Origin of the sequence: Acuticoccus kalidii, assembly GCF_021556395.1 — a bacterium.
Classification (GTDB): Bacteria; Pseudomonadota; Alphaproteobacteria; order Rhizobiales; family Amorphaceae; genus Acuticoccus; species Acuticoccus kalidii.
The window spans coordinates 149,665-162,425 of the sequence record NZ_JAKGCS010000006.1 but is presented as its reverse complement, the minus strand read 5'-3'; the positions used below and the strand labels follow the sequence as shown (position 1 = coordinate 162,425).

General features: G+C 65.9%; 11 protein-coding genes. 7 read left to right on the top strand and 4 right to left on the bottom strand.

Translation table 11 applies throughout. From position 1 onward, the window contains the following. Window positions 1-74: 74 nt before the first annotated feature. Window positions 75-1,139, top strand: coding sequence for a BMP family ABC transporter substrate-binding protein (locus tag L1787_RS02100; RefSeq protein WP_235706826.1), 1,065 nt, complete (start codon window positions 75-77; stop codon window positions 1,137-1,139). A gap of 201 nt (window positions 1,140-1,340) precedes the next feature. Next, on the top strand, window positions 1,341-2,078 hold the full coding sequence (locus tag L1787_RS02095; protein WP_235706825.1) for a class I SAM-dependent methyltransferase: 738 nt from the start codon (window positions 1,341-1,343) through the stop codon (window positions 2,076-2,078). A 97-nt stretch (window positions 2,079-2,175) separates the two neighbouring features. Here L1787_RS02095 and L1787_RS02090 read toward each other — a convergent pair whose 3' ends face one another. Next, entirely contained in the window at window positions 2,176-3,558 is a 1,383-nt protein-coding gene (locus L1787_RS02090; protein WP_235706824.1) for an aspartate aminotransferase family protein, read from the bottom strand. Window positions 3,559-3,749: 191 nt separating this feature from the next. Between L1787_RS02090 and L1787_RS02085 the strand changes: the two genes are divergently transcribed. The 5 genes from L1787_RS02085 (at window position 3,750) to L1787_RS02065 (ending at window position 9,011) form a co-directional block, all read left to right on the top strand. Beyond that, a complete protein-coding gene (locus L1787_RS02085) occupies window positions 3,750-4,952 on the top strand; it encodes a M24 family metallopeptidase (RefSeq protein ID WP_439648258.1) in 1,203 nt (400 codons plus the stop codon). 2 nt (window positions 4,953-4,954) lie between these two features. Then, window positions 4,955-6,118, top strand: a complete 1,164-nt coding sequence (argE, locus tag L1787_RS02080) for an acetylornithine deacetylase (protein ID WP_235706822.1) — start codon at window positions 4,955-4,957, stop codon at window positions 6,116-6,118. Between the two features lie 267 nt (window positions 6,119-6,385). After that, entirely contained in the window at window positions 6,386-7,180 is a 795-nt protein-coding gene (locus L1787_RS02075; protein ID WP_235706821.1) for a DUF2927 domain-containing protein, read from the top strand. Window positions 7,181-7,321: 141 nt separating this feature from the next. After that, complete coding sequence (locus tag L1787_RS02070) at window positions 7,322-8,116, top strand: L,D-transpeptidase (protein ID WP_235706820.1); 795 nt, start codon at window positions 7,322-7,324, stop codon at window positions 8,114-8,116. A gap of 214 nt (window positions 8,117-8,330) precedes the next feature. Continuing rightward, window positions 8,331-9,011: a Crp/Fnr family transcriptional regulator gene (locus tag L1787_RS02065; protein WP_235706819.1), complete on the top strand. Its 681-nt coding sequence runs from the start codon at window positions 8,331-8,333 to the stop codon at window positions 9,009-9,011. 48 nt (window positions 9,012-9,059) lie between these two features. On the opposite strand, the gene L1787_RS02060 is transcribed toward L1787_RS02065, so the two are convergent. From L1787_RS02060 to L1787_RS02050, 3 genes are all read right to left on the bottom strand, one after another. Then, window positions 9,060-10,211 carry an EAL domain-containing response regulator gene (locus tag L1787_RS02060; protein ID WP_235706818.1) on the bottom strand — a complete coding sequence of 384 codons (1,152 nt, stop codon included), beginning with the start codon at window positions 10,209-10,211 and terminating at the stop codon, window positions 9,060-9,062. Between the two features lie 223 nt (window positions 10,212-10,434). Then, complete coding sequence (locus tag L1787_RS02055) at window positions 10,435-11,154, bottom strand: response regulator transcription factor (protein ID WP_235706817.1); 720 nt, start codon at window positions 11,152-11,154, stop codon at window positions 10,435-10,437. A gap of 172 nt (window positions 11,155-11,326) precedes the next feature. Further along, complete coding sequence (locus L1787_RS02050) at window positions 11,327-12,685, bottom strand: family 8 glycosyl hydrolase (protein ID WP_235706816.1); 1,359 nt, start codon at window positions 12,683-12,685, stop codon at window positions 11,327-11,329. Window positions 12,686-12,761 lie beyond the last annotated feature (76 nt).

The following is a 12,761-nucleotide window of genomic DNA, read 5'->3' as shown; positions in this document are numbered from 1 at the left end:
GTCCGCCCAAAAAGCAAGCTAGTTTGCCTCCAAGACAATGACCGCGCCCCGCGCCCTTTGAAGGATCTCGTTGCATGAAACGATTGGCGACTTCCCTGGCCGTTCTCCTCCTCGCCGCCGGAACCGCGGCGGCGCAGGACAAGACCAAGGCGTGCTTCATCTATGTCGGACCGATCGGCGACTTCGGCTGGTCGTACCAGCACGAGCAGGGCCGCCTTCAGGTGGAAGAGGAGCTCGGCGACCAGGTCGAGACCGCCTATCTCGAATCGGTTCCCGAGGGCGCCGACGCCGAACGCGCGATCGAGCGGTTCGCCCGCTCCGGCTGCGACATCATCTTCACGACCTCCTTCGGCTACATGGACGCGACCAACAAGGTCGCCGGCCGCTTCCCCGACGTGAAGTTCGAGCACGCCACGGGATACAAGCGCGAGCATCCGAACGTCTCGACCTACAATTCCAAATTCTACCAGGGCCGTTATGTGATCGGGCAGATCGCGGCGGAGGTCAGCGAGACGGGTCAGGCCGGCTATATCGCCTCCTTCCCCATTCCCGAGGTGGTGCGGGGGATCAACGCGTTCCTTCTCGGCGCGCGCTCGGTCGATCCGGAGTTCGAGCTGAAGATCGTTTGGGTGAACTCCTGGTTCGATCCCGGCCGTGAGGCGGACGCCGCGAAGGCGCTTCTCGACCAGGGCGTCGACATCCTGACGCAGCACACCGATTCCACGGCCCCGATGCAGGTCGCCGCCGAGCGCGGGGCGCACGCATTCGGCCAGGCGTCCGACCAGATCGCGTTCGGCCCGGAGACGCAGCTCACCGCCATCGTCGACGATTGGGGCCCCTATTATGTCGAGCGCGTGAAGGCGGTGATCGACGGCACCTGGGAGCAGTCCGACACCTGGCACGGCTTCGCGGAAGGCAACGTCGCGATGGCGCCCTTCACCAACATGCCGGACGAGGTGGCGGCCAAGGCGCAGGAGACCGTCGACGCGATTTCCTCCGGCGCGCTCGAGCCCTTCACCGGCCCGATCAACAAACAGGACGGCACCGAGTGGCTCGCCGACGGCCAGAAGGCCGAAGACGGTGAGCTCCTCGGCATGAACTTCTATATCGAGGGGATCGACGGCTCGCTGCCGCAATAACCGATCCCCGTCGCGGCTCCGGTGGCGCGCCCTTGCCCGCCGCCGGCCCCGCCGCCAGCGATACCGGACCGCAAAGCCTCGCCCCTCGGGCGGGGCTTTTCCGTTTGGTGCACGACGCGCGGAGGCCTCCCGCCTCCCGCCCCCCGTGCCGGGACCGGCGCGATATGCGATAGGGTGGCGCGTTCGGCATCGGAGGCGAAGGTGGCGCAGAATATTTACGACGATCCGGACTTCTTCGCCGGCTATAGCCGCCTGCCCCGTCAGGTCCACGGGCTCGACGGCGCGCCCGAATGGCCGGCCATCCGCGCCCTCCTGCCGCCGCTCGCGGGCAAGCGGGTCGCCGATCTCGGCTGCGGGTTCGGCTGGGCCGCGCGGTGGATGAGCAGCGCCGGCGCGGCGCGCGTTCTCGGCCTCGATCTGTCGCGCAACATGATCGCCCGCGCCGAAGCCGACACCGCCGACCCGGCGATCGCCTACCAGATCGCCGATCTCGACACGCTGACGCTCGACGATGGCGCCTTCGACCTCGTCTATAGCGCGCTGACCTTCCATTATATCGCCGATTTCGGGCGCCTCGCGCGGATGATCCATGCGGCGCTCGCGCCGGGTGGCGACCTCGTCTTCACGATCGAGCATCCGATTTTCATGGCCGCGGCCAAGCCGGACTGGATCACCACGACCGGCGGCAAAACATGGCCCGTCGACCATTATGCCGACGAGGGCGAGCGCCGGACCGACTGGTTCACCAACGGCGTCGTGAAATACCACCGCACGCTGGGAACGACGATCAACACGCTGATCGATGCCGGTTTCGCGCTGCGGCGGGTCGTGGAGTTCGCGCCGACGCCGGACGAGGTGGCGCGACAGCCCGCGCTCGCCGAAGAGCGCGAGCGGCCGATGATGCTCCTCCTCGCAGCGCAGAAGGCGGCCGCGCTCTAGCCCCCCTCACACGGCAGGAGGGCACGGCAGAGGGGCGCGGCGGGCCGCGTCCCCCACCACGGCGCCCCCGAACGGGCGGCGCGAGCCTGCCGTTGCTTCAGCCGCCGAGAACCGAGCGGACGGCATCGCCCGTCTTCGCGACGATCGTATCCGCCTCTTCCTTGGTGAGGCAGAGTGGCGGGGCGAAGCCCAGCATGTCGCCCTGCGGCATCGCGCGGGCGATGACGCCCGAGGCGAGGAGCGCGGCGGAGATTTGCGCGCCGATCTTCTGCGCCGGGTCGAAGAAGGCCAGCGGCTCGCGCGATTTCACGAATTCGACCGCCGCGAGCATACCATCCCCGCGGACTTCGCCGACATTCGGATGGTCGGCGAGCGCCGCCTTCAGGCCCTTGAGGAGGTAGGGGCCGACCTCCGCCGCGTTCGCGACGAGACCGAGATCGTCGAGAAGGCGAAGGTTCGCGACACCCGCCGCCGCGCACAGCGGATGGGCCGAATAGGTCCAGCCATGGCCGATCGGCCCCATCTCGTCCGTTCCCTTCTCGAGGACGGCGGCGACGTCCTTGGAGACGATCGAGCCCGAGAGGGGCGTGTAGGCCGAGGTGAGCCCCTTCGCGATCGTCATGATGTCGGGCTTGATGCCGTAATGGTCGGAGCCGAACATCGTGCCGAGGCGGCCGAAGCCGGTGACGACCTCGTCGGCGATGAGGAGAATGTCGTTCTTCCTGAGGATCGGCTCGATCGCCGCCCAATAGCCGGCCGGCGGCGGGACGAGCCCGCCGGTGCCGAGCATCGGCTCGCCGATGAAGGCGGCGATCGTGTCCGCCCCCTCGCGCGCGATCAGCGCTTCGAGTTCGGCCGCGCAATGCGCGACGAAATCCGCCTCGCTCATCGCCGGGTCCTCGCGGCGCAGATAATACGGCGCGACGGTGTGGAAGACCGGCGTCAGCGGCAGGTTGAACGCCTTGTGATACATCGAGAGGCCGGTCAGCGAGCCGCTCATCAGCCCCGAGCCGTGATAGCCGCGCCAGCGGGAGATGATCTTCCTCTTCTCCGGCCGCCCTTGCACGTTGTTGTAGTACCAGACGAGCTTGATGTTGGTCTCGTTGGCGTCGGACCCCGAAAGGCCGAAATAGACTTTGCCCATATGATCGGGCGCGCGCTCCATCACCATGTGGGCGAGCGTGATCGAAGCCTCCGTGCCGTGCCCGGCATAGGAATGATAATAAGCGAGCTCGCGCGCCTGCTTCGCAATCGCCTCGGCGACCTCCTGGCGGCCATAGCCGATATTGACGCAATAGAGGCCGGCGAACGCGTCGAGCAGGCGCGTACCGTTGCGATCTTCGATGTAGACGCCGGATCCGCCGGTCACGATGCGGTTGGGCGATTCCCCGCGCGCATGTTGGCCCCAGGCGGTTGCCGGGTGGAGAAAGCTCTCCCGGTCCCACTGATCGAGCTGGTCGTTCTTGAGGGTGGCGTCCATCGTGCCCTCCACGGCATGGAAAACGGAGGCGCCGTCCGGTGGACGGATCGGAGCGCCCCGCATGGTGTCGGATCGGTCCATCCCTCCTCAATCGGGCACCGGAGGTCAATGGCGTCCACCGGCCCATCGATCTCGGGTTGAAGCGGCGCCCGAGGGAGGCGATGGTTCGCGAGGCGTCCCGCCGTCCCGTCATGCCGAAGGAGCGACCCGTGCCGGCACTCGAAACCCCTTTTTCCGCCGGCGAATATCAGCGCCGCCTCAACAAGGTTCGCGAGGCGATGGAGGCGGAGGGGATCGACCTTCTCTTCATCGAGGATCCATCCAACATGGCCTGGCTCACCGGCTATGACGGCTGGTCCTTCTACGTCCATCAGGGCGTTCTCGTCTTCCTCGACGAAGATCCCATCTGGTGGGGACGCTCGCAGGATTCCAACGGCGCGGTCCGCACCTGTTGGATGAGCGACGACCATGTCGCCTGGTATCCTGACCATTATGTCCAGTCCCGCACCTGCCATCCGATGGAGATGCTCGCCGCGATGATCCGCGATCGCGGCTATGGCGCGAAGCGCATCGGGCTCGAGCTCGAAAATTATTATTTCTCGGCCAAGGCCTATCTCGTCCTCGAGCGTGAGCTGCCGGACGCCGCTCTCGTCGACGCGACGGCCCTCGTGAACTGGCAGCGCGCGGTGAAGAGCGACGAGGAGATCGCCTTCATGCGCAAGGCGGCCGCGATCTCCGAAGGCATCGTCGACTTCATCGTCGACCATGTCGAGCCGGGGGTGAAGAAGTGCGATATCGTCGCCGGGATCTACGGCAAGGCGCTGTCGGGGCTCGATCAGGACTGGGGGGACTATCCCGCCATCGTCCCTCTCCTGCCGAGCGGTTCGGACGCGGCGGCGCCGCACCTCACCTGGGACGGGCGCACCTTCGAGACGGGGGCCGCGACCTTCTTCGAAATCGCGGGCTGCTATCGCCGCTATCACGCCCCCTTCTGCCGCACCGTCTTTCTCGGCACGCCGCCGCAGTCGATGCGCGACGCGGAGGCGGCTCTCGTCGAGGGGCTGGAGGCCGGGCTCGATGCCGCGCGGGCGGGCAACACGGCCGCCGATATCGCGCGTGCGTTGGCGATTCCGCTCGAAAAGGCGGGCATCGACCGGGCGGCGCGGGCCGGCTATCCGATCGGCCTGTCCTATCCGCCGGACTGGGGCGAGCGCACCATCTCGATCCGCCTCGAGGACACCACCGTCCTCGAACCGGGCATGACCTTCCATTTCATGCCCGGCCTCTGGATGAAGGATTGGGGGCTCGAAATCACCGAAAGCATTCTCATCAGGCCCGAAGGGCCGGCCGAATGCCTGTGCAACCGGCCACGCAAACTCTTCGTCAAGGATTGACCATGGACGAGCGACTCGAAGAGACCGTCGCGATCCTCGCCGACCTCGTCGCGTTTCCGACGGTCTCGTCCGAATCGAATCTCGCTTTGATCGACTATGTCGTCGGCCGCCTCGGACAGCTCGGCGCCCGGCTCGACGTGACGCACGATGCCGATGGGCGCAAGGCCAATCTCTTCGCAACGCTCGGCCCGATGCGGGCCGGCGGCATCGTCCTCTCCGGTCACACGGACGTCGTCCCGGCGGAGGCGGCGGAATGGACCGGCGACCCCTTCACCCTGCGCGAGGAAGACGGGCGCCTCTATGGCCGCGGCACATGCGACATGAAGGGCTTCATCGCCGCCACGCTGGCGCTCGCCCCGCATTTTGCCGCCCTTCCCCTGACGCGCCCGGTGCACTTCGCCTTCACCTATGACGAGGAAGTGGGCTGCGTGGGCGCGCGCCAACTGTGCGAGCTGATCGAGCAGCGCGACGCAAGGCCCGCGATCGCGATCATCGGCGAGCCGACCGAAATGCGCGTCATCGAGGGCCACAAAGGGTGTTGCGAGTACACGACGCACTTTCACGGCCTCGCCGGGCACGGCTCGAACCCGGCCGCGGGCGTCAACGCGATCGACATGGCGGTGCGCTACATCGCGCGCCTCCTCGATATCGGCGAGGAGCTGAAGACGCGCGCCCCCGAGGCCTCCCGCTTCGAGCCGCCATACACCACCGTCCAGGTCGGCGAGATCGAAGGCGGAACGGCGCGCAACGTGATCGCCGCCCATTGCCGTGTCGGATGGGAGATGCGGCCCGTCCAATATGCCGATCAGGTCTTCGTCAAGGAGCACCTCGCCCGCTATTGTGGCGAGGTCCTCCTGCCGCGGATGCGCGAAGTCCATCCCGAGGCGCGGATCGAGACCGAGGTGATCGGCGAGGTTGCGGGGCTCGAACCGGCGAGCGTCAACGCGGCGCGCGACATCGCGCTCGCCCTCACCGGACGCCGCGAGACCGACGTCGTCGCCTTCGGGACCGAGGCGGGGCTTTTCCAGGCGATCGGCCTGTCGGCGGCCGTGTGCGGACCGGGCTCGATCGAACAGGCGCACCGGATCGACGAGTTCGTCACCCGCGACCAGCTCTCGCAGGCGCTCGTTATGTTGCGCGGCCTCGGCCCGACGCTGACGGCATGATCGCCGCGGATCTCGGCTGGCCATGCCGATCCGGTCGCCCCGGCTTTCCGAAAGTGACACGACACGGGACAATTTGCCGTGCGCTCATCACCGCGATCGGAGACATCGATCGGCGTATGGTTCATCATCACTCGGCGAAAGGCAGACTCTTTCGCCGTCGGCCCCATATTGGCAGGAGCTTTGCGATGATCGGGCGACAGGGAGCGGGATGACGGTGCACTTCAGCATCGACACGCCCAATGCGTGCGCCCGCCCGGCCGCGCCGGTATGAGGCTCGCCCGGACCGTCTTGTTCACGATCGCCCTATCGATGCTCGCTTGGAGCGCGGCCGCCGACACCCCGCATCACCGCGTCCCCTTCACCGATGATGAATTGATCGCCGGCTTCAGCCTCACGGTTTTCGGGGCCGAGGCGGATCTCCAGGGGGGTCGTCCCGGTTCGCGCATCGTGAAGAAATTCACCGGCCCGGTTTATTACCACATCATCTCGACCTCGATGGTCGACCGGCGCGACACGACGCGCGCCTTCGTCGAGGCGCTCGGCGCGAGCGTCCAGAATCTCGTCATGATCGAGACGTCGACGCTCGAGAACGCCAACATGGTGATCTATCTCGTCGACCGGTCGCGCTATATCGGGACGATCCGCGAGACGGTGTGGAGCGGGGTCGATGGCGGCTTCCTCGAAGGCAACGCCTGCTCGGCGGTGATCGCGGCGCGGCCGACGGGCATCGAACGGGCGCAGATCTATATCGTCGCCGATGAAGGTTTCCTCGGCCTGTCTCACTGTCTCGTCGAAGAAATCGCGCAGAGCCTCGGGCCCGCGAATGACAGCCCCCTCCTCACGGACAGCATCTTTAACGACGATTCCGATCTCAACGTCTTCGCTCTGTTCGATTGGTTCATTTTGAACATGCTGTATGACCGCAGAATCGAAGCGGGAATGACCGAAGCGGAGGCGCGACCTCTTCTGCCCGAGGTCATCACGCACGTGCGTTCGATCGTCGGACAGCTCTTCACGCACGACGATCCGCGCATCGCCCGCGGAGATGAACCGCTGCATTAGCGATTTCGTAACCATAGCGCCACAATCGCCATCAAATCTTAGGCAAGTCTCCATCATTCGCTTCGATCCAGCCTCTCAATGCACCATAATCCCCATGGGAAGGCCACATTTGTGGCCGTCGGGATCAGGATTCGGGGCCGGATGTCCAAAGTCGCAAAATTATCTTTGCGCGCCTCTTTAGGCGTCGCACTGCTCGCCGCGTCGGTCAGCGCCGCGTCGGCGTTCAACACCGACCGCGCGGCGTGGTTGAATTACCTTCAGGAACAGCGCAAGGCGCAGATGACCGCGCGGGGCACCGCCCCGGCCGTCACCGGGCCCGGCGCCAGCGGCGCGGTGCAGACCGAGCGCGTTCAGACCGAGCGCGTCCTGCCGCGCGGCGTTCTCCCCGCTCGCGCGATCCCGCAGAACGCGATCGTCCAGCCGGCTCCGCAAGGCGCTGCCGTGGCGACCCGCACGGCGGCGCAAACGCGCCCCATCACGCGCCAGATCGATCCGCAATTCCTGCCCGCCGAAGTGCCGTATAGCGGCAAATACAAGGCCGGCACGATCGTGATCGACACTGAGGACAAGTATCTTTATCTCGTCGGCTCCAACGGCATGGCGCAGCGCTATGGCGTCGGCGTCGGGCGTCCCGGCTTCCAATGGGCCGGCTCGCACCGGATCTCCATGAAGCGGGAATGGCCGGGCTGGACGCCCCCGCCGCAGATGCGCAAGCGCCAGCCGGAGCTGCCCGCTTATATGGAAGGCGGCCCGGAAAACCCGCTCGGCGCGCGCGCCCTCTATCTCGGCAGCACGCTCTACCGCATCCACGGCTCGAACGCCCCGTGGACGATCGGTCACGAGGTGTCGTCGGGCTGCATTCGTATGCGCAACGAAGACGTGATCAAGCTTTACGACCAGGTCGGCGTCGGCACCCAAGTCGTCGTCCTGCGCTGAGACGCGGCGGCCGGTCCCGCCGCCGCCCGACGTGGCGCGGCAGACCGGCCGTTTTCGACCGCTTACTTTTTCGAATTGTTCGTGAGCGCCTCTGTTTCGATTGAAACGGAACACCTGCTGGTGTTCATTGTATCTTAATTGATAAGAAGCTGATCCGTGCATCGGCTTGGTCGTCGATGCACCTTTCGGCACCAATCGGGGGATGGGCGTGCGAATGGACCCTCAGGTTCTGGCCCAGAGCGTCACGCTCGACGGATTACCGGACGACCTCGCGGAAGCCTTGATCAAGGTCGCTCGGATGCGCCCGATCAAGGCCGGCGCCGCGGTGTTCGAGGCCGGCGACCCCGCGGACGGCTTTTATGCACTCATCGAAGGCTCGTTGCGGGTGATCCTGCGCGGCGAGGAAGGCGAGCAGGTTCTCGCCCTTCTCTCCCCCGGCGCGATCTTCGGCGAAATGGCGCTGTTCGACGGCGAGCCCCGCTCGGCCTCGATCGTCGCCACCAAAGCCTCCCGTCTCGCCTTCTTCGACAAGCATGCCGTCTACCGTTTCGCCGACGAGAACCCCGCCGTCTACCGTCACATGCTGTGCATCGTCGGACGGCGGCTGCGAGCCTCGAACGCCTCGCTCGCCGCCCGTTCGCTCCTGCCGCTCACCGGCCGCGTCGCGCAGACGATTTTGCATCTGTCGGATCTCTTCGGCAAAACCGTCGGCGAGGATCGGATTTTGGTGCACCACAAGATCAGCCAGGCCGACCTCGCGGCCATGGTCGGCGCGGCCCGCGAGAATGTGAGCCGCGTGCTGAACGACTGGAAGCGCGAAGGTTATATCACGCGGATTTCGGGCTATTATTGCATCGAGGATGCTGCGGCTCTGCGCGCCCTCGCCTCGCTCTGAGCCGTCGGCGGCGGCGCCGGACGCGCGCTCTGGCGGACGAGGCCGCGCCTATGCGGCGTTGACGTTGTATTGAAGCTCGATCATCGCCGCCTCGCGCGGCGGGCAGAGGCCGAAGCCCTGAAGGCTCTCGCAGCCGCAATCGATCATTGTACGCATGATCGACGCCGTCTCGATCCCCTCGGCACACACCGTGAGGCCGAGCCGCTGAGCGAGTTGCACGCTCGATTCCACGATCGACCGCGCCCCCTCGTCGTGATCGGCCTTCGTGACGAAGGAGGAATCGATCTTGATCTGGTCGAACGGGATCGCGTGGAGGCGTTGCAGGGAGGAAAAGCCGGAGCCGTAATCGTCGATCGCGAGGCCGTAGCCGCGAATGCGCAATCGCGTCAGCGCCGCGACCGCGTCCTCGACCGAGAAGGACATGCTGCCTTCCGTCAATTCGAGCTTGAGGCGGCTCGCGCTTTGATTATAGCGGTTGAGGATCGAGTCGAGCTGGTCCGGAAGGTCCGCGAAATGGAGGACTTCCGGCGGCAGGTTGACCGAAGCGGCCGGAAAGAAGCTAACCTTTTCCCAGTCCTTGAGCTGCGCGGCGACGATGTCGAGCGCGGTGAGGGTCAGCTTCAGCCACGAGTCCGGGGAACGCACATAAGGTAGGAATTCCGCCGGGTTGAGGAGCCCATGCTGCGGATGCGACCACCGCATCAACGCCTCGACGGATGCGAGCCCGCGTCGCCCGGCGCCGACATTGAAGATCGGTTGATAGTGCATCGAGAGCTGTTTCAGCGCGATCGCCCGGTCGATGTCGAATTCGCCGAAGCTCGGACTCTGGCACGCCGTCGTCAGCGTCATGACGACGGTCTCGAGGTCGAGCGGCTTCTGGAACGTGGTGGCGACCACGAGGCCGCTCGCGGTGGCGAGATCGGCGGCGGCCTTGCGGGCCCGAGGCTCGCAGCCACTCATCAGCGCGATACGCTGGCCGGGCACGACGGTCGCGAGGCGCTGGATCAGCTCCACCCCGTCGAAGTCCGGCATCTTGAGGTCCGACAGGATGAGATCGAAGCGTGTCTGCGGCAGGATGTCGATCAGGTCGTCGGCGCGGGTGAAGGTGCGCACCTCGAATCCGCTGCTGGAGAGAGCCATCGCCAGCAGCTCGCCGATATAGACCTCGTCGTCTACGATCGCCACCCTAGCGAAGGACATCCTCGAGTGCTCCGAACGGTTCCAGAAGGGCCGCCATGGGCGCGCTTTTTGGAACGAAACGCGCCGCTTCCTACGGGTCGTTTGTCGAGCGGCCTTCCAGCGTCGCCAATCTGCCGCACCAAGGTCGCAATCTCTACGCAACCATCGTCAAGTCTGTAACAGAATTGTAAAGGAAAGGCGCCCAAACGGGAAAACAATTCCGGGCGAGGCCGGGGCGCACCCCTCAGTCGATGATATATCCAACCCGGTGCACGGTTCGGATTTCGCTGTTGAGGCCGAGCTTCTTGCGAATACTCGAGACGTATACGTCGATACGCCGGTCGAGCGGGTCCCGTTCGCCCGGTCCGATCACCTCGCGATAGAGCGCGTCCCGCGAGAGGACCTGCCCCTTGTGCTTCAATAAAGATGCAACGGTGCGAAATTCCGCCTCGGACAGAGGCGCGATCGACCCGCGACAATAGACCGAGCGCCGGCTCGGATCGACGGTCCACTCCCCGAGCAGCATCGGCTCGAGCTCGGCGCGGGTCTGATGCCCCTCGCGGATCGAACGCATCCGCGTCATGTGCCGCTTCACCCGCGCGACGAGCTCGCGATGCTCGAACGGCTTGGTGATATAGTCGTCCGCGCCGATCTCGAGGCCGAGGATCCGGTCGAACGAATCCGCTTTGCCGGAGACGATGATGATGCCGGTGGTCGGCGTCGTCGACAGGCGGCGCACGAGGGCGAGGCCGTCCCCGTCCGTCAGCCGCAGATCGACGAGCGCGAGCGCCACCTCGCTGGTGTCGATGATGTGCTCGGCATGCTTCAGCGTCGCCGCCTCCGCAACGTCGAACCCCTCGTCGCGCAGCATCATCACGACGAGCGTGCGCAGGTCATCCTCGTCGTCGACAACTAAGATTTGCTCGTGGCGCTCGGATGCAGTGGGTGCGTGAAGACGGGTCATGGGAGGGGGTAGATCACCCAGCGCTCTACAATCGGAACAATGGTTCACTATCGATGCGCTCGACAAGATTGCAAGCCCCTCCGCCCGCAACCTTCCAACATGGTGAACCCGAGCCGAAACGATCGCGGCCGGCGCCCGCCCCGACGGGCGCGCGCCGGACCGCCCGGACGCTCTAGCGCGTCACGGGAAGCCAGCTCTTTTGCATGATGCGATCGCTGAAGGATTGCGCCGACTGGCGATGGAACGCGGCGCGGATCGGCGCCGGGGCGCGTGTGGCGGTCGGTCGCTGCGGGGCGACGACCGTCGTCGTGCGCGGATCGCGGGGCGACGGGCGCGGCACGTCATAATACGGGCGGGGCGCGACCGCCGCCGGGACCGAGCGCGAGGTGGCGATGATGACGGACGGGGTGTCGATGCATTCGACATAATTGCGGCGCACGGCGACCAGGCCGAGGAGCTGGAGGCTCGAGGCGAAATAGGTCGTCGGATGGAAGGTCTGAAGCTGTGCCGGGATCGGCGCGCCGCGATTGGCGCAGGCTGCGAGCGCGGAGATCAGGCGATAGCCGGGATCGTTCATCGGCGCGAGAACGCTGTCCGTGCGCAGCATGTAATCGATCGGATGCCCGCCACCATGGACGTTCCAGGCCATGTCGAACGAGGCGAAGTGCTCGCCCGGCGCGCCGGCGAGCGCCATGTAAAGCGGGATCCGCACCGCATCATAAGACGACTTCGCGTCGAAGCCGTTGGCGATCGCGGTGCCCCGCGCGGAGACCGAAATCCAATCCGGCACCAGTCCGCGGCGGCCATGACGCGCCTCTTCGGTGAGGGTGAAGCCGGCCGCGGCGATCTCCTGCCACGGGAATTCCGGGCGCACGATCTCGAAGAGCGGGAAGGCCGAGAAGATATAATAAGACAGGTTCACGACCGGACCGCGATTGCCGCTCGTCTCGTCGAAGCCGAACGCCGCGGGGCGCAGCACCGGCCGACCACCGACCTCGGCGACCAGTTTGCGCCCGATATCGCCGATGATCCGATCGGCCTCGTAGGCATATTCGCGCTGGTCCCAGACCATCGCCGCGCGCAGGAGCGCATAGGCGACGAGAATGTCGCCATCGGTCGCATTGTTGATGTCGGTGACGTGCGGCGCGGTCTCCGGGCGCCAACGCCAGGCGAGGAGAGAATCGGAGCGGATCTGGAGGTTATCCTTGGTGAAGCGCCAGATCCGGTCGAACGTCGCGGGATCGTTCGCCTCGACGGCGAAGATCATCCCGTAGCCCTGGCCTTCGGAATGGCTCTGCCCACCATTGTCCACGTCGAGCACGCGGCCCGACCCGTCGACGAAGCGGTTGCGATAAAGCGCCCATTCCTGATCGGAAATCGTCGCGGGTTCTGCGGAGAGCACCAAAGGCGACGCCTCGACCCCCGAGGATGAGGAAACCGCGGTCAACATCACGCCGGCCATGAGTGCCCAGGCTCCGGTCGTCCGGATGGCTTGGACCGCGGCGCGGACGTGCTGCAGAATCGACACCATGATGTTTCCTCGAGCGTTGTCTCGAGAAAACCTATCGATCCGCCTGCGTCGCGGTAGCAGTAAACTGTGCGCTTAT